Genomic DNA, 17,818 nt, shown 5'->3' with positions numbered 1-17,818 from the left:
GGGAAGGTCCGTCCATCACCGACCGCCCCGTGCGCTGTCCGCCGACCGTGCCTGATGCCCGTCGCCGACGCGCGTAAGGTGGAGGGTCGGCGCAGACATCGTTCGACAGGAGCTTTCATGACCAGCACCCTCCCGGCGTCCGCCAGCGGCACGCCGTCCGAGGCCCGGCCGAGCACGCTCGCCGACGGCGACTTCAAGGTGGCGGATCTGTCGCTCGCCGAGTTCGGGCGTAAAGAGATCCAGCTCGCCGAGCACGAGATGCCCGGCCTGATGGCGATCCGGCGTGAGTTCGCCGAGGCGCAGCCGCTCGCCGGCGCGCGGATCACCGGCTCCCTGCACATGACCATCCAGACCGCCGTCCTGATCGAGACGTTGGTCGCGCTCGGCGCGCAGGTCCGCTGGGCGTCCTGCAACATCTTCTCCACCCAGGACCACGCCGCCGCGGCGATCGTCGTCGGCCCGGACGGCACCCCCGAGGCTCCGGCCGGGGTTCCGGTGTACGCCTGGAAGGGCGAGACCCTTCCGGAGTACTGGTGGTGCACCGAGCAGGTGCTCGCCTGGCCCGACGGCCAGGGCCCCAACATGATCCTCGACGACGGCGGCGACGCCACCCTGCTCGTGCACAAGGGTGCCGAGTTCGAGCGGGCCGGGGCGGTCCCGCCGGTCGAGTCCGCCGACTCCGAGGAGTACGCGGTCATCCTCGAGTTGCTGCACCGCTCGCTCGGCGAGGACGGCCAGCGTTGGACCCGGATCTCCGCCGGCATCAAGGGCGTGACCGAGGAGACCACCACCGGCGTGCACCGGCTCTACGAGATGCACCGGGCTGGCACGCTGCTCTTCCCGGCCATCAACGTCAACGACTCGGTGACCAAGAGCAAGTTCGACAACAAGTACGGCTGCCGGCACTCGCTCATCGACGGCATCAACCGCGCCACCGACGTGCTGATCGGCGGCAAGATGGCGGTCGTCATGGGCTACGGCGACGTGGGCAAGGGCTGCGCCGAGTCGCTGCGTGGTCAGGGCGCCCGGGTCGTGGTGACCGAGGTGGACCCGATCTGCGCGTTGCAGGCCGCGATGGACGGCTACCAGGTCGCCACCCTGGACGACGTTGTCGAGCAGGCCGACATCTTCATCACCGCCACCGGCTGCTTCGACGTCATCACCAACGAGCACATGGCCCGGATGAAGCACCAGGCCATCGTCGGCAACATCGGCCACTTCGACAACGAGATCGACATGGCCGGGCTGGCCAAGCGGTCCGACGTCGAGCGGATCAACATCAAGCCGCAGGTCGACCTGTGGCGCTTCGCCGACGGGCACGCCATCATCGTGCTCTCCGAGGGCCGCCTGCTGAACCTGGGCAACGCGACCGGGCACCCGAGCTTCGTCATGTCGAACTCCTTCGCCAACCAGACGATCGCCCAGATCGAGCTCTTCACCAAGACCGAGGAGTACCCGATCGGCGTCTACGTGCTGCCCAAGCACCTGGACGAGAAGGTGGCCCGGCTGCACCTCGGCGCTCTCGGCGCCAAGTTGAGCACGCTGACCAAGGAGCAGGCCGCCTACCTCGGCGTCTCCACCGAGGGTCCGTTCAAGCCGGACCACTACCGCTACTGATCGACATCTCCGGACCGGGTCGGCTGTTCGCAGCCGGCCCGGTTCGTCGTCTCCGCCGCCGGCTCGGCGGGCTCAGCGTCTCCGGCTCAGCCCGAACGGGGGCCGCGTCGGGTGGGTCGGAACCACGTCCAGACGCACCAGATCAGCCAGCCGACCGACACGACGGTGGCCAGCGCCCGCAGGCGTAGCGCGCTGAGCAGCAGCACCACGGCCAGCACCGTCAACCACGGCAGGAATCCCCTCACGGCGGGGATCCTTCCACAGCCGACCGGCGACAGGCCGGCTGCCGGCGGCCGTCGGTCTTCGTCATCGGCCCAGTGAGCTTGTCGTGAACGACTTGACGAGCGCCCTGAGCAGGGAGGAAGGTATGCCTGCCCTAAGTCAGCCAAGGCGTGCCTAACCTACTCGGAGCCCGGATGTTCGCCACCTACCTGATCGGCCTGCGGGAAGGGCTGGAAGCGACCCTGGTGGTCAGCATCCTGGTCGCCTTCCTGGTGAAGTCGCAGCGCCGGGACCGGCTGCCGCAGGTCTGGGCCGGCGTCGGCCTGGCCGTGGCGCTCTCGGTGCTCTTCGGCTGGCTGATCGAGTACACGTCAACCTCGCTGCTGTCCCGTTCCGAGGATCGTGAGTTGTTCGAGGCGATCACCTCTGTCGCCGCCGTGGTCTTCGTGACCTGGATGATCTTCTGGATGCGCCGGGCCGCCCGGACCATCGCCGGTGAACTGCGGGGCAAGCTCACCGAGGCGCTGGCCGTCGGGTCCCTCGCCGTCGCCGGTATGGCCTTCCTCGCGGTGATCCGCGAGGGCCTGGAGACCGCGCTGATCTTCTACTCGGCCGCCCAGGGCGCGGCCGGCGACAGCGGCCCGCTGCTCGCGTTGATCGGCGGCATCGTCACCGCAGTGGCCCTCGGCGTGCTGCTCTACGCCAGCGCCCTGCGGATCAACCTCAGCAAGTTCTTCACCTGGACCGGCGCGCTGCTGATCCTGGTCGCCGCCGGCATCCTCAAGTACGGCGTGCACGACTTCCAGGAGGCCGGCGTCCTGCCCGGCCTGAACGACCTGGCCTTCGACATCACCGGCGCGCTGGACCCGAGCACCTGGTACGCGGCCCTGCTCGCCGGCATGTTCAACGTGACTCCCGCGCCCACCGTGCTGGAGACGATCGCCTGGGTCGCGTACGCCGTACCGGTGCTCCTGCTCTTCCTGCGACCGGCCCGGCGCAAGCCGGCACCCACCGCGACCACCACCACCGTCACCGAGCGCGGGGCCGACACCGGCGCCGAGGCCGAGGCCGAGGCGGCGTCCACGCCGCAGCGTGCCTGACCCACGAGGAGAGACAGTCCAGATGCGTACCACCCAGTTCTTCGCGCTGGCCGCCGCCGGCGTGCTGGCGACGGCCGGTCTGGCCGCCTGCTCCGACTCCGACAAGGGTGACTCGGCCGCGTCCGGCGGACCGATCGTGGTCAAGGCCAGCGACACCGCCTGTGAGGTCGGCTCGACCGACCTGGGCGCCGGCACCGCCACCTTCAAGATCACCAATTCGGGTGCGAAGGTGACCGAGTTCTACGTGTACGCCGACGGCGACCGCGTGATGGGCGAGGTGGAGAACATCGCCCCCGGGTTGAGCCGCGAGCTGCACGTGGAGTTGCCGGCCGGCACGTACCAGACGGCCTGCAAGCCAGGGATGAGTGGCAAGGGCATCCGGGGTGCGCTCAAGGTCAGCGGGTCGGCTCAGCCGCTCACCGCGGACGCCGCGCTGGGTGACGCCACCGACAACTATCAGCGCTACGTCAAGAGCCAGACCGCCGCGCTGCTGGTCAAGACCGAGGAGTTCGTCGGCGCGGTCAAGGCCGGCGACGTGGCGAAGTCCAAGGCGCTCTACCCGGTCGCCCGCACCTACTGGGAGCGGATCGAGCCGGTTGCCGAGATCTTCGGTGACCTCGACCCCAAGATCGACGGCCGCGAGGAGGTCATCGAGGAGGGGATGGAGTTCACCGGCTTCCACCGGATCGAGAAGGACCTCTGGCAGTCCGGTGACATCAGCAAGGACGGCCCGATCGCCGACCGGCTGCTCGTCGACGTCAAGGAGATCGTGGCCAGGGCGAACGCCGAGAAGCTCTCCCCGCTCCAGCTCGCCAACGGTGCCAAGGAGCTGCTCGACGAGGTGGCCAGCGGCAAGATCACCGGCGAGGAGGACCGCTACTCGCACACCGACCTGTGGGACTTCGCCGCGAACCTCGAAGGTTCCAAGGCCGCCGTGTCCGCCCTGCGGCCCGCGTTGCAGCAGCGCTCGCCGGAGCTGGTCACGCAGTTGGACACCGAGTTCACCAACGTCGAGGGACTGCTCGGCAAGCACCGCGACGGCGACGGGTGGAAGCTGCACACCGCGCTGAGCAAGGCCGAGCTCAAGGAGCTCTCCGACGGGATCAACGCGCTCGCCGAGCCGATCAGCAAGGTCGCCGCGGCCGTCGCGAAGTGACCACCTGGCAGAAAGAGTCGAGTCGATGAGCGGGAGCAGGTTCACCCGGCGCCGGGCCATCACCCTGGCCGGGGCCGGGGTGGCCGGGGTCGCCGGGGTGGCGGCCGGCGCGGGAGCACTGCTGAACGGCTCCCATGGCCCGGCCGCGGCGAACGACCACCCGGCCGGGGCCGTGCCGTTCCACGGTGAGCACCAGGCCGGCATCGTCACCCCGGCGCAGGACCGGCTGCACTTCGTGGCCTTCGACGTGATCACCAAGGACCGGGCCCGACTCGTCGAACTGCTGGAGGAGTGGACGGCCGCCGCCGCCCGGATGACCGCGGGGCGCGACGCCGGGATCCTGGGTGCGGTCGGCGGGATGCCGGAGGCCCCACCGGACGACACCGGTGAAGCACTCGGCCTGCCTCCCTCGCAGCTCACCCTCACCATCGGCTTCGGGCCGACGCTGTTCCGCGACGCCGACGGGCGGGACCGCTTCGGCATCGCCGACCGGCGGCCCGCCGCCCTCGCCGAGCTGCCGAAGTTCCCGGGCGACGCGTTGCAGCCGCAGCTCTCCGGCGGTGACCTCTGCGTGCAGGCGTGCGCCAACGACCCGCAGGTGGCGGTGCACGCGATCCGCAACCTGGCCCGGCTCGGCATGGGCGTGGTGAGCGTCCGCTGGTCGCAGTTGGGCTTCGGCCGCACCTCGTCGACCTCGCGGGAGCAGGCCACCGCGCGCAACCTCTTCGGGTTCAAGGACGGCACGGCCAACCTCAAGGCCGAGGACACCGACCTGCTGCGCGACCAGTTGTGGGTGCAGCCGGGCGACGGACCGGACTGGATGGCCGGGGGCTCGTACCTGGTCACCCGCAAGATCCGGATGCTCGTGGAGACCTGGGACCGGACCTCCCTCGCTGAGCAGGAGGAGATCGTCGGCCGGACCAAGGGCAGCGGCGCGCCACTGGGTCGCACCGACGAGTTCGATGAGCCCGACTTCGCCGCCCGTGGCGCGGACGGGAAGCCGGTGATCGCCGAGCACGCTCATGTCACGCTGGCCCACCCGAGTCGGAACGGCGGCGCTCAGCTGCTGCGCCGGGGCTACAACTTCGTCGACGGCTCGGACGGCCTCGGCCGACTCGACGCGGGCCTCTTCTTCATCGCCTACCAGCGCGATCCACGCCGTCAGTTCGTGCCGATCCAGACGCAGTTGGCCCGACACGACGTGATGAACGAGTACCTGCGACACGTCTCCAGCGGGGTGTTCGCCTGTCCTCCCGGGGTACGCGACGGCGGGGATCACTGGGGGCGCGGGCTGTTCGGCTGACTGTCGTCCGGATGGCGACAACGGGTTCGGCCCAGCCTGCTGTGGCGCCAGGCGGCGCCGAAGGGGGATCATGGAAGCGTTACCGGCGGACGCCGGTCCCACCGAACTGAATGAGGATGCAATATTAATCCCATGAGAGCCCGCGTACTGGTGGTCGACGATGACCCCGCGCTCGCCGAGATGCTCGGCATCGTGCTGCGCAGTGAGGGTTTCCTGCCCTCGTTTGTGGCGGACGGCGAGCGGGCGTTGGCCGCCTTTCGCGACAGTCGTCCCGATATCGTGCTGCTTGACCTGATGCTTCCCGGTATGAGCGGTATCGACGTGGCGCGGTCGATCCGGGCGGAGTCCGGCGTGCCCATCGTCATGTTGACCGCAAAGAGCGACACCGTGGACGTCGTGCTCGGCCTGGAGTCCGGCGCCGACGACTACGTGGTCAAGCCGTTCAAGCCCAAGGAGCTGGTGGCCCGGATGCGGGCCCGACTGCGCCGAGGCGAGGACGTGGCCCCGGAGATGCTCACCATCGGGCCGCCGGACAACCAGATCACCATCGACGTTCCCGCGCACACAGTGAGTCGCAACGACGAGGAGGTGAAGCTGACGCCGCTGGAGTTCGACCTGCTGGTCGCGCTCGCCCGCAAGCCACGTCAGGTCTTCACCCGCGAGGTGCTGCTCGAACAGGTCTGGGGCTACCGGCACGCCGCCGACACCCGTCTGGTCAACGTGCACGTCCAGCGGTTGCGGGCCAAGATCGAGCCAGACCCGGAGCGACCGGAAATCATCCTCACCGTGCGGGGCGTGGGCTACAAGGCAGGGACCGGATAGCCTGGTCGCACTGTGTCGACCTCGCCGCCCCCACCCTCCCCGAGTACGGCTGCCCGCCGGCCCAGCGCCGGCGGGGAGCTCTGGCGTGCGGTGAGCGGTCGGGTCGCTCGTGCGGTGGGTCGGGCACACCAGACCTGGCGCCGTTCGCTCCAGGTCCGGGTCGTGACCATCACGCTGGTCGCGTCCAGCCTGCTGGTCGGCGGGTTCGCGTTCCTGATCGCTGACAAGATCACCACCATCCTGCTCGACAGCGCTCGCAGCGACGTCCGGCAGCGGGTGACCAGCGGTGCCAGCTACGCGGCCAAGCAGGTCTCCTTCTACGGGCAGCCGCAGGAGGCGCAGCTCCAGGAGACCATCGACGGCACTGTCAACTACCTGGCCGGCGGCGACCCCCAGCAGACCAGCGGGGTGGTGGTGGCGATCACCGCCGACGACTATCCCAACGACATCCAGACGCGCACCTCCCCGTCCGCGAACGTGCAGTCGCTGATCAGCCCCGAGCTGCGGGCCGCGATCGCCGACGGCAAGGTGGCCAGTCAGATCCGCACCGGGCGACTCACCGGCGAGAGCACCAAATACCTGGTCTACGGGTCACCGGTGCCCACCCGCTTCGGCCAGATCGAGCTCTACTATCTGGTCCCGCTGGGCCGGCAGGACGTCACCGCCGCCGACGCCCGCGCCACAGTGGTGGCCACCGGGGTCGCGCTGGTGATCCTGCTCGGGTTGCTCGCGGCGCTGGTCACCCGGCTGGTGGTCAACCCGGTCCGGGTTGCCGCACGAACCGCCCAGCGGCTCTCCGCGGGCCTGCTCGACCAGCGGATGGTGGTCAACGGCGAGGACGACCTGGCCCTGCTCGCCGCGTCGTTCAACCAGATGGCCACCAACTTGCAACGGCAGATCCTGCGCCTGGAAGAGATGTCCCGGTTGCAGCGCCGCTTCACGTCAGACGTCTCCCACGAGCTGCGTACCCCGCTGACCACGGTCCGGATGGCCGCCGACCTGATCTTCGCTGAGCGCGACGAGTTCGACCCGGCGGTCGCCCGCAGCGCCGAGCTGCTCCAGGCCGAGTTGGATCGATTCGAGGAACTGCTCACCGACCTGCTGGAGATCAGTCGGTTCGACGCGGGCTTCGCCATGCTGGATTCCGAGCCGACCGACCTGGTGCCGGTGGTGCACCGGGTGGTCGACCGGCTGGCTGGCCTGGCCGAGCGGGTGGGCGTACCGATCGAACTCGACCTGCCGGGCACGCCCGTGATCGCCGAGGTCGACCCGCGCCGGGTCGAGCGGGTGTTGCGCAACCTGGTCGGCAACGCCGTCGAGCACGGTGAGGCCCGCCCGGTGCTGATCACCCTCGGCATCGACGAGACCGCCGTGGCGATCACCGTCCGCGACCACGGTGTGGGGCTGAAAGTGGGCGAGGAGAAGCTGGTGTTCAACCGGTTCTGGCGGGCGGACCCGTCCCGGGCCCGGCAGACCGGGGGCACCGGGCTGGGCCTGTCGATCAGCCTGGAGGACGCGCGGCTGCACGGCGGCTGGTTGGAGGCGTGGGGTGCTCCCGGGCAGGGCGCGCAGTTCCGGCTCACCCTGCCGGCTCGTGCGGGCGATCGGCTGACCACCTCACCGCTGCGGCTGGTGCCGGCCGACGCCACACTGCCGTTCGGCGGCCCGCGCGACGGCGGGCCACTGGCAATCGGTCCCGGCGCGGGCGGGGCGCTGGCGATCGGCCCGGCTCCAGCCGGAGACGGACAGCGGACGGAGGTGCGCTCGTGAGACGGCCGACTCTGCTCGGGACCCTCGGCGTGATGGTGCTGCTGGGCGCCGGCTGTGGCATCCCGGCGGCATCCGACGTGCGGGTGGACGGCAAGGGCGGCGCCGCGACCGAGGCCGGTGTGATCAGTCGGGGCAGTGAGCCACCGACGCGGACGGCCAGCGGCAGCGTCAACGAGACGTTCGTCCGCAACTTCCTGTCCGCCGCCGCCGGCGAGCCGGATCGGGCGTACGAGCGGGTCAAGGCGTTCATCGCCCCGGAGGACAAGACCCGCCTACAGGACAAGAAGGGCAGCGAGGTCGCGCTGAACGTGGTCCGGCTGCGCGAGTCGGTCTACACCCTCAACAGCGACTCGACCACGACCGTGAAGATCGCCGTGCAGCAGATCGGGGTGCTGCGGACCAACGGCACCCTGGCTCCACCGGTGGCGACCGAGACGGAGTACGAGTTCGGCCTGCGCAGCGCGTCCTTCAACGGCGGCGTCAACGATGACCGGGCCGGCCTCTACATCATCAACCCGCCCAACGTGCTGCTGCTCAGCGACACCGCCCTTCGCGAGTATTACCAGGACGAGACGATCTACTTCTGGAGTTCGGACCGCAGCCGCCTGGTGCCCGACCAGCGCTACCGGCCGCAGGCGGTGCCGGTCGAGCGGCAGGTGAACGAGGTGGTGAAGTGGCTGGTCGGCGGCCCCTCCGACTGGTTGCGCCCGGGAGTCGTCGGGCTGCCCGACCGCACTGAGCTGATCAACAACGCCACCGGCGGCAACGGTCGGTGGGAGGTCAACCTGGACATGTCCGGTGACGACCAGAGCGGGATCGACCAGTTGATCACGCAGATCGCCTGGTCATTGGGCGACCTCACCGGTCAGCTGGAGTTGAAGATCCGCAACAACGCGCAGCCCGTGGTGGACCTGGGCGAGCGACGAGACTCCCGGGTGCTCTATCCGTATGCCGCCAGCCCGCAGAGGTTCGGCGTGTACGACGGCGCGATCCACCCACTCGACTTCGACGGCGAGCCCAGCGGCACGGTGCCGTTGACACCCGAGGCCAACCGCAACGTCGTTTCCGCCAGCCTCGGGCTGGCCAAGGACCGCCGGATCCTCGCCGCGATGGTGGTCACCGGCAGCGGCAAGAACCGGTACCGACTCGCCGTGGGCACGGGCGTCGACCCGGTCTCCGTCATCAGCCGCAGCAGCACCGAATACTCCTCGATCGGCCGACCGGTGTGGCTGCGTACTGTCGACAACCGCCCCAGCCGCGGCCTGGTGGTGGCCGACGGGCAGCTCTACCGGTTCGACGAGGCGGCCCGGATGTATCCGGTGCCGCTCAACCTGCCCTCCGCCGCGGTCACCGCGGTGGCCGCCGCGTTGGACGGCCAGCGGGTGGCGCTGATCGCCGGGGGCCGTCTCTACGTCGCCGCGGTCAACCTCGACGGCGGCGGGGCCTCCATCGGCCCGCCCCGAGAGTTGGTCACCTCGCTCACCAACCCGACGGCGGTCGACTGGGGCAGGGAGGACCAGCTCGTGGTGGCGGGGTCGGTCGGCCAGCCGGCGATCTACGAGATCAGTGTCGACGGCGCCCTGGAGACGCCGCTGCGTACCGACCTCGGCGCCAAGGTCACCCACCTGACCGCGTACCCGACAAATCGCAGTGTGCGGGCGCCCAGCGGGGCGTACATGTACGAGGCGAACGGGGTGGCCTACCGCAGCAGCCCGTTCGAACGGATCGAGCCCGGGCGGGTACGCGACATCGCCCCGGTGCCGACCGGTGTCCGGCCGAGCAACCCGTCGGCGCCGTTCTTCCTTTACTGACACGGTGAGCGGGCTCTGGGCGGACCTCGCCGACCTGGTGCTGCCCGCCGACTGCGCCGGTTGTCGGGAGCGCCGACCCGGCCTGCGGCACGGGGTCTGCCCCGCCTGCGTCGCGGCGCTGGGTGCATTGCGGCCACGGGCGGTCCGCCCCACCCCCGCCCCGCCGGGCCTGCCGTCCTGCGTCGCCCTCGGCCCGTACGCGGGTCCGCTGCGCGAGACCCTGCTGGCGTACAAGGAACACGGCCGACACGGGCTGGCTCGCCCGCTCGGCGCGCTGCTCGCCGAGGTCGTCGCGGCGGCCGTCGGTGGGGCCCGCCCGGTGGCGTTGGTTCCGGTCCCGGACACCGCGGCGGCGGCCCGGTCCCGTTACGGGGACCACCTCGACCGGCTGGCCCGGCACTGCGCGGCCCGGCTCAACCGGAGCGGTTGGGCGGTGCGGGTGCACCGTCCGCTGCGGGCGTCGCCCCGGCCCGACTCGGTCACCCTGGACAGCGCCGGGCGCGCGGCGGCGGCAGAGGCGGCCTTCCAGCCCCGCTCGACCGGGTCGGTCCGGGGTCGTGCCGGGGGCGCGGTGCCGGTCGTGGTGCTGCTCGACGACATCGTCACCACCGGCGTGACCCTCGCCGCCGCGAGCCGGGTGCTGACCGCGACAGGGTGGGCACCGAGTGTCGCGGCGGTGCTCGCGGCGACCGAGAAAAGACACCAGTCGTAACCGATAGTGTTTCCGTTTCACCCGTTGGTGTATGAGGTGCGAAAAATCCTGGGTCGTCTCGGCAACATGGGGTGACTGCCGGGCAAACAGGAGTTAGCGTTTCGCTGTCGGGGGTAGGAGGTCTTCCCACCACCCTCGGCGGTGAGAGGAGGCGTAGCCGTACCAACCGGTCGACGCCAGCGGGTCTCCCCACGGCGCGCGGCCGGGTAACCGGATCGAAGACCGTCCGAACAAGGGAGGTCACGTGGACATCGTGGTCAAGGGCCGAAACGTCGAAGTGCCGGACCATTACCGGGTACACGTAGCCGAGAAACTCGCGAAGATCGAACGCTACGACCACAAACTTATTCGCGTTGATGTCGAGCTGTTTCACGAGCGCAATCCGCGCCAGGCCGACCACTGCCAGCGGGTGGAGATCACCTGCGTTTCCCGGGGCCCGGTGATTCGGGCCGAAGCCTGCACGAACGACTTCTACAGCGCGCTCGACGCGGCCATCGCGAAGCTCGACACCCGGCTGCGCCGCGCGGCCGACCGCCGCCGCGTACACCGGGGCCGGCACGCGCCGATCTCCGTCGCCGAGGCCACAGCGGGCCTTCCGGTCGCGGACCTGGTGCCCAACGCGCTGAGCGCGCCGAGCGACGGCGCCCGCGCCGGCACCGCGGTCGCGGAGCGCGTCGAAGAGGAGCACGACGACCAGCCGTGGCACATCGCCCGGGAGAAGGTCCACCCGGCCGAGCCGATGACCATCGACGACGCGCTGTTCGAGATGGAACTGGTCGGCCACGACTTCTACCTTTTCCAGGACAAGGAGTCCGGCCGCCCCAGCGTCGTCTACCGGCGCCACGCGTACGACTACGGCATCATCTCCCTCGCCACCTGACCGGTAGCCGATCCGCGTCGATCATGGGGTTGTGGTGGGAAACGTCCACCACAACCCCATGATCCGTCAGCGGAGGTCGGCGGGGAGCAGCGCAAAGGTCAGGTCGTCCAGGCGGGTGCCGTTCAGCCCGGGCAGCCGGCCGCGCTGAACGGACTCGCGCCGAAAACCGACCCGCTCCAGCACCCGGTGCGACGCGGTGTTGTCCGGCACCGTGCCGGCCGACAGCCGGGCGATACCGGCCGAGCCGAACGCCCAGCCCGCGAGCAACCGGACCGCCCGCGTCGCGTACCCCCGGCCGCGCCAGTCCGGCAGCAACGCGTAGCCGACCGATGCCTCGCCGGCGGCCACGTCGGTGTACGACAAGCCGCAACTGCCCACGGGCTCGCCGCTGGCCACGTCCGTGATCATCAGCCGGGCGATCTCGCCGGTCAGCCAGCCGCTCTGCGAGAGACGACAACGCCGCTCCATCGCCTCGCGCGTCGGCGGCACCGGCGGCGCCTGGTTCGCCACCACCTCGGGTCGGCTGTGCAGCCTGTACATCAGCGCCGCGTCGTCCGGTGCGAGTGGGCGCAGCGCCACCACCTCGTCGGTGAGCACCCCGCCGGGCAGGTCGGGCAGCAGCCGGACGGCCGGGCCGGGCGGATCACCGGCGACGCGTACCCAGGCCAGCAGGTCGTGCCGGCCCCCGTCGCGGGACGCACCTGCCGAACGGCGCAGACCCTCGTAGCGGAAGCCGGCGGCCAGCGCGACCCGCTGGCTCGGACCGTTCTCCGGTTCGGTGAGCAGTTCCAGTCGGGCCGCCCCGGCGGCGAACGCGTGCTCGCTCAGCGCGCTGGTCGCCGCGGTGGCCAGCCCGCGACCGCGCGCCGCCGGTCGCATCCAGTAGCCGATCTCCAGCTGACCCCGGGCGGGCACCGGGTTGTTCAGCCCCACCGCGCCGAGCAGACGATCGGTAGCGGGGTCCGCGACGGCGTACGCCGTGCCGCCGCCGGTCCAGGCCGCCGGGGCGCCGACATCGATCCACCAGCGGGCGTCGGTCTCGGTGTACGGCGTTGGCAGGTTCGACACGAACCGTTGAGTCAGCGGGTCCGCGCAGCCGTCCACCACGTCGGCGCTGTCCTGCGCGCGAAACGGGCGCAGCCGCACCCCGTGCGCCTCGACGACCGGCCGCAGATTCATCCCAGATCCTTCGCGAGAAGCGCCCCGACCCACACGTCCACCCGCTCGCCCCGGTGCTGCACGCCGCCCCGGGCGATCCCCTCGACCAGGAAGCCCGCCTTCTCCGCCGCCCGGCGGGAGGCGGTGTTGCCCACATTCGCCTTCCACTCGATCCGCGCCAGGCCCAACGTGCTGAAGCCCCAGGCGCTGAGAGCGACCAGCGCGGCGGGCAGGTAGCCCCGACCCCGGGCCGCCGGCGCGGTCATGAAGCCGACGTCGGCCACCAGCGGGTCGGCGGGGGAGAGCCGCAGGTCGAGCGTGCCCGCGTACCGGTCGTCGGAGTCGGCGATCACGAAGCAGGCGGCGTCCCCCCGAGCCCAGGCGTCCCGGCCGTAAGCCTGGTAGCCCTGCGCGTCGGCGCGCTCGTACGGGTCCGGCACGGTCGTCCAGCGGATGCTCTCCGGGTCCCGGCAGGTCTGCACCACGGCGTCCAGGTCCTTCTCCTCCATGGGCCGCAGCCGCAGCTCGCCGGCCCCGGTCTCGGCGAACAGAACGGGCTGCGGGCGGCCGAAGACGGCGGCCCGCCGGGCGGCGAGGGTGCCCGGACCGGCCGGACCGGTCGACCCGGCGGCCGGTACCTCGCCGGGCAGCAGTGAGCCGATCCAGCCGTCCGCACTGCCGGGCAGCGCCGGGTTGGCCAGCCGCAACCTGCCGTCGATCCGGAAACCGGCCCGGAGGGCCACCAGCCGGGAGGCGTGGTTGCCCACCTCGGCCTGCCAGATGAGCCGGCGACGCCCGAGGGTGTCGAAGGACCAGCGGGCCACCGCCCGGGTGGCCCGGACCATCACGCCCCGGCCACGCGCCCAGGGTGCCGTCCAGTAGCCGACCTCACCGGTGCCGTCCTTGTCGATCGAGATCAGCCCGCTGGAACCCAGCAGTTCCCCGGTGTCCGGGTCGCAGACAGCGAACGGTGCCCCGGTGCCCTCGGCCCAGGCCTTCCGGCTCATCTCGGTGACAAATCCGTGGGCGTGTTCCGGCCGGTACGGGCGCGGTACGGTGGTCCAACGCTGAATGTCCGGGTCCTGGCAGGCTCGGTGCACGGCCTCGGCATCCGTTTCTCGCCAGGGCCGCAGCAGCACGCCATCCTCGATGATCTCCACGGGCTCCACTCGTGCATCCTGCCGTAGCGTTCGCCGACGGCGTAACCGGATAACGTTTGGGGCGTGTGCAGGACGCGAGTTATGTCGGGTTCGGCGGGGTCGAGCACCGCCACCAGTGACCATCGCGCCGATGGAGCGCCTACGATGGTTCGAGACTGTCTAGGGGAGCGTTGATCCGTGTCGATTCTGGAAAAGGTCCTTAACGCGGGCGAGGGCCGCATGGTGCGCCGGCTCAAGGCCATCGCCGCCGCCGTCACCTCGATCGAGGACGACTACGTCAACCTCACCGACGAGGAACTGGCCGGCATGACCGAACAGTTCCGGGAGCGGCTCGACGAGGGTGAGACCCTCGACGACCTGCTGCCGGAGGCGTTCGCGGTGGCCCGCGAGGCGGCCGCCAGGGTGCTCGGCCAGCGCCCGTACGACGTCCAGGTGATGGGCGGCGCGGCGCTGCACTTCGGCAACATCGCCGAGATGAAGACCGGTGAGGGCAAGACGCTGACCTCGGTCATGGCCGTCTACCTCAACGCGCTCTCCGGCAAGGGCGTCCACGTGATCACGGTCAACGACTACCTCGCCCAGCGTGACGCGGCGTGGATGGGTCGGGTGCACGAGTTCCTCGGGCTGACCGTCGGCGTGGTGCTGCCCAACCGGCCGGCCAGTGAGCACAAGGCCGCCTACGAGTGCGACATCACCTACGGCACCAACAACGAGTTCGGCTTCGACTACCTGCGCGACAACATGGCCTGGTCGAAGGACGAGCTGGTGCAGCGCGGGCACAACTTCGCGGTGGTCGACGAGGTCGACTCCATCCTGATCGACGAGGCCCGCACCCCGCTGATCATCTCCGGCCCCGCCGAGCACTCCGCCCGCTGGTACGGCGAGTTCGCCGGCGTGGTGGCCCGGCTCCAGCCCGGCACTGACGGCGAGGGCGACTACGAGGTCGACCACTCCAAGCGCACCATCGCGGTGACCGAGCGGGGCGTCGCCAAGGTCGAGGACCGGCTCGGCATCGACAACCTGTACGAGTCGGTGAACACCCCGCTGGTCGGTTACCTCAACAACGCCATCAAGGCCAAGGAGCTCTACAAGCGCGACAAGGACTACATCGTCAGCGACGGTGAGGTCCTGATCGTCGACGAGTTCACCGGTCGCATCCTGCACGGCCGTCGCTACAACGAGGGCATGCACCAGGCGATTGAGGCCAAGGAGGGGGTGGAGATCAAGCAGGAGAACCAGACCCTGGCCACCATCACCCTCCAGAACTACTTCCGCCTCTACGAGAAGCTGTCCGGGATGACCGGTACGGCGCAGACCGAGGCGAGCGAGTTCAACAAGGTCTACAAGGTCGGCGTCGTGACCATCCCGACCCACCGCCCGATGGTTCGCGAGGACCGGCCGGACGTCATCTACAAGACGGAAAAGGCCAAGTTCAACGCCGTCATCGAGGACATCGCCGAGCGGCACCAGATGGGTCAGCCGGTGCTGGTGGGCACCGTCTCGGTGGAAAACTCCGAGATCCTCTCCCAGCTGCTGCGCCGCCGTGGCATCCCGCACAACGTGCTGAACGCCAAGTTCCACGCCCGGGAGGCCGAGATCGTCGCCCAGGCCGGGCGTAAGGGCGCGGTCACCGTGGCCACCAACATGGCCGGCCGCGGCACCGACATCCTGCTCGGGGGCAACCCGGAGTTCCTCGCCGCGAACGAGCTGCGCCAGCGCGGCCTCGACCCGCTGGAGAACGAGGAAGAGTACGCCAAGGCGATGGAGGAGGTCCTTCCCAACTGGAAGCAGGCCTGCGACGCCGAGGCGGAAGAGGTCTCGGCTGCTGGCGGCCTCTACGTGCTGGGCACCGAGCGGCACGAGTCCCGGCGGATCGACAACCAGCTGCGCGGTCGCGCCGGCCGGCAGGGCGACCCGGGCGAGTCCCGTTTCTACCTGTCCCTTCAGGACGAGCTGATGCGGCGCTTCCGGGCCGGGGCGGTCGAGGCGGTGATGGAGCGCTTCAACATCCCGGAGGACGTGCCCATCGAGTCGAAGATGGTCACCCGGCAGATCAAGAGCGCCCAGGCCCAGATCGAGGGCCAGAACGCCGAGATCCGCAAGAACGTGCTCAAGTACGACGAGGTGCTCAACAAGCAGCGCCAGGTCGTCTACGCCGAGCGGCTCCGGGTGCTCAACGGTGAAGACCTCTCCGACCAGGTCCGCAACATGATCGACGACACCGTCGAGGCGTACGTGCGGGGCGCCACCTCCGACGGCTACGGCGAAGACTGGGACCTTGAGCAGCTCTGGTCCAGCCTCAAGCAGCTCTACCCGGTCGGCGTGACGATCGAGGAGTTGGAGGAGGAGGCCGGCGGTTCCCGGGCCGGCATGGACGCCGACTTCCTGGTCGCCCGCCTCAAGGAGGACGCCAACGCCGCGTACGACCGGCGTGAGGAGCAGCTCGGCACCGAGGGGGTGCGCCAGCTCGAGCGGATGGTGCTGCTCCAGGTCATCGACCGCAAGTGGCGCGAGCACCTCTACGAGATGGACTACCTCCAGGAGGGCATCAACCTCCGGGCGTACGCCCAGCGCGACCCGGTGGTGGAATACCAGCGCGAGGGCTTCGACATGTTCGCCACCATGATGGACGGCATCAAGGAGGAGACCGTCGGCTTCCTCTACAACGTCGACGTCCAGGTGACCGAACCGGAGCCGGAGGAGGGGGCCGACGAGGTCACCCTGCTCGACAAGCCGGTGGAGATCCGGGCCAAGGGCCTCAACCAGGCGCCGCGGCGGCAGGGCCTGCAATACTCCGCCCCCACCATCGACGGTGAGGCCAGCCCGGGCGCGGTCGCCGTGGAGCAGGCCCAGCAGCAGGCTCCGGCGCTCGGTGTGGGCCGACCGGCTCCGGGTGCTCCGGCGGCACCGGGGCAGAGCGCGCCGTCCGCGCCGCAGCGGCCGGCATCCGGGCTGCGTGGCCCGGCAGTTCCGTCGGCTGCCGCCCGTCGGCCGGCACCGAACCAGGCGGAGGCGAGCAACGGCCCGTCCCGCAACGCGCCGTGCCCGTGTGGCTCGGGCCGCAAGTACAAGCGCTGCCACGGCGCCCCCAACGGCGGCAACTGACCAACAGCAGCTGCACCGACAGCGTCTGACCGACGGGTCCCGGCCGACCAGGCCGGGGCCCGTCGGTGTCTTTGAGCCTCGCCGACGACAGGGCCGGTGCGGTCAGAGCACGTGGAGGGCAACGCAGAGCCAGCGGCCCCGGCGATGTTCGAGGCGCAGCGCCATCGCCCAACTTCGGCCGCCCGCGCCGGTGAGGACGGCTGCCGCCTCCACAGCGGCCTCCCGGGGCTCGCAGACTCGCAGGCGTAGCAGCCGAACCAGTGGTCGGCCGCTACGGCGGCGGGATGCCCCGGCCCGGCCGGATGCGCGGGCGAGTTCGGTCAGCAGGTCGCCCGCTCGGGCCGGGTCGAGCAGCGCTCGTACCTGGGCCGGCGAACGGTAGCCGTTGACCACCTCCAGGCAGGTGCCGACGAACCGGTGCGCGGCTCGGGTGGTTTCCGGTGCGGTCGACGTCGGCAACGACGCGACCGGGTGGGTGGCGGTGGACCTGCTGGGCACCGGGCGCACTGCTGCTCGCCGCTCCGCCGGCCGGACCGGGCTGGGCCGGGTGGAGGCGAACAGGTCGAGGGCTAGTTGGCCGTCGGTCATCGGCGGCCAGCACGACCCGTCGGCCTCGTCAACGTACGGCGGGTCGAAGGGCGGGACGGGGCGCAGTCGCACGGGCGGTCGGGAAGGACCGGGTCGCGCTCCGCTCATCATGCCCCCCTGGATCTTGCGTTTGCCTTCGTTTGCCTCCGACAGGTCGATTCTGAGCGACAAAATCGCCTCGGTCAATGGCTTCGTGGCGGCCTCTGCCCGACAACGCCCATGATCCACTCGGGTTCCTTGAAATCGCGTGGTCCCAGCGGCCCAGACACCCCGACTTCCGTAAAAGCGAGTGGATCATGCCCGGGGCGGACGGGCGGACGGGCGGACGGGCGGACGGGCGGACGGGCGGACGGGCGGGCGGACGGGCCGGGCAGGCGGGCGGACGGGCCGGGCAGGCGGGCGGACGGGCCGGGC

The 17,818-nt window shown here is 70.6% G+C and carries 14 protein-coding genes; 10 read left to right on the top strand and 4 right to left on the bottom strand.

Annotated features, from left to right (window positions below):
* The first annotated feature begins 117 nt into the window (after positions 1-117).
* A complete protein-coding gene (ahcY, locus tag GUI43_RS28890; RefSeq protein ID WP_091394012.1) occupies positions 118-1,617 on the top strand; it encodes an adenosylhomocysteinase in 1,500 nt (499 codons plus the stop codon).
* A gap of 86 nt (positions 1,618-1,703) precedes the next feature.
* Here ahcY and GUI43_RS34060 read toward each other — a convergent pair whose 3' ends face one another.
* Positions 1,704-1,862, bottom strand: coding sequence for a hypothetical protein (locus GUI43_RS34060; RefSeq protein ID WP_167362326.1), 159 nt, complete (start codon positions 1,860-1,862; stop codon positions 1,704-1,706).
* Positions 1,863-2,033: 171 nt separating this feature from the next.
* Here GUI43_RS34060 and efeU point away from each other — a divergent pair, with 171 nt between their 5' ends.
* From efeU to hpf, 8 genes are all read left to right on the top strand, one after another.
* Positions 2,034-2,939, top strand: coding sequence for an iron uptake transporter permease EfeU (gene efeU / locus GUI43_RS28885; protein ID WP_112582395.1), 906 nt, complete (start codon positions 2,034-2,036; stop codon positions 2,937-2,939).
* A 22-nt stretch (positions 2,940-2,961) separates the two neighbouring features.
* Positions 2,962-4,095, top strand: a complete 1,134-nt coding sequence (efeO, locus tag GUI43_RS28880; protein ID WP_112582394.1) for an iron uptake system protein EfeO — start codon at positions 2,962-2,964, stop codon at positions 4,093-4,095.
* A gap of 25 nt (positions 4,096-4,120) precedes the next feature.
* On the top strand, positions 4,121-5,398 hold the full coding sequence (efeB, locus tag GUI43_RS28875) for an iron uptake transporter deferrochelatase/peroxidase subunit (protein WP_112601865.1): 1,278 nt from the start codon (positions 4,121-4,123) through the stop codon (positions 5,396-5,398).
* Positions 5,399-5,530: 132 nt separating this feature from the next.
* On the top strand, positions 5,531-6,220 hold the full coding sequence (mtrA, locus tag GUI43_RS28870; protein WP_030331519.1) for an MtrAB system response regulator MtrA: 690 nt from the start codon (positions 5,531-5,533) through the stop codon (positions 6,218-6,220).
* A 12-nt stretch (positions 6,221-6,232) separates the two neighbouring features.
* A complete protein-coding gene (gene mtrB, locus GUI43_RS28865) occupies positions 6,233-7,990 on the top strand; it encodes an MtrAB system histidine kinase MtrB (protein ID WP_112582391.1) in 1,758 nt (585 codons plus the stop codon).
* Positions 7,991-8,022: 32 nt separating this feature from the next.
* Positions 8,023-9,801 carry an LpqB family beta-propeller domain-containing protein gene (locus GUI43_RS28860; RefSeq protein WP_112601864.1) on the top strand — a complete coding sequence of 593 codons (1,779 nt, stop codon included), beginning with the start codon at positions 8,023-8,025 and terminating at the stop codon, positions 9,799-9,801.
* 4 nt (positions 9,802-9,805) lie between these two features.
* A complete protein-coding gene (locus GUI43_RS28855) occupies positions 9,806-10,513 on the top strand; it encodes a ComF family protein (protein ID WP_112700213.1) in 708 nt (235 codons plus the stop codon).
* Between the two features lie 244 nt (positions 10,514-10,757).
* Positions 10,758-11,393, top strand: coding sequence for a ribosome hibernation-promoting factor, HPF/YfiA family (hpf, locus tag GUI43_RS28850; RefSeq protein WP_091393991.1), 636 nt, complete (start codon positions 10,758-10,760; stop codon positions 11,391-11,393).
* 66 nt (positions 11,394-11,459) lie between these two features.
* Here hpf and GUI43_RS28845 read toward each other — a convergent pair whose 3' ends face one another.
* On the bottom strand, positions 11,460-12,572 hold the full coding sequence (locus tag GUI43_RS28845; protein WP_112700212.1) for a GNAT family N-acetyltransferase: 1,113 nt from the start codon (positions 12,570-12,572) through the stop codon (positions 11,460-11,462).
* The gene (locus GUI43_RS28840) at positions 12,569-13,720 is read right to left on the bottom strand and encodes a GNAT family N-acetyltransferase (protein WP_112700211.1); all 1,152 of its coding nucleotides are present in this window, start codon (positions 13,718-13,720) and stop codon (positions 12,569-12,571) included. The genes GUI43_RS28845 and GUI43_RS28840 overlap by 4 nt, the downstream gene beginning before the upstream one ends.
* Positions 13,721-13,888: 168 nt before the next feature.
* Here GUI43_RS28840 and secA point away from each other — a divergent pair, with 168 nt between their 5' ends.
* Positions 13,889-16,816, top strand: a complete 2,928-nt coding sequence (gene secA, locus GUI43_RS28835) for a preprotein translocase subunit SecA (protein ID WP_112700210.1) — start codon at positions 13,889-13,891, stop codon at positions 16,814-16,816.
* Positions 16,817-16,918: 102 nt separating this feature from the next.
* On the opposite strand, the gene GUI43_RS28830 is transcribed toward secA, so the two are convergent.
* Positions 16,919-17,515, bottom strand: a complete 597-nt coding sequence (locus GUI43_RS28830) for an Rv3235 family protein (protein ID WP_112700209.1) — start codon at positions 17,513-17,515, stop codon at positions 16,919-16,921.
* Positions 17,516-17,818: the final 303 nt, after the last annotated feature.

This window comes from Micromonospora noduli, from assembly GCF_003264365.1.
Classification (GTDB): domain Bacteria; phylum Actinomycetota; class Actinomycetes; order Mycobacteriales; family Micromonosporaceae; genus Micromonospora; species Micromonospora noduli.
The sequence above is the reverse complement of the archived record's forward strand: the minus strand, read 5'-3'. Positions and strand labels throughout refer to the sequence as shown.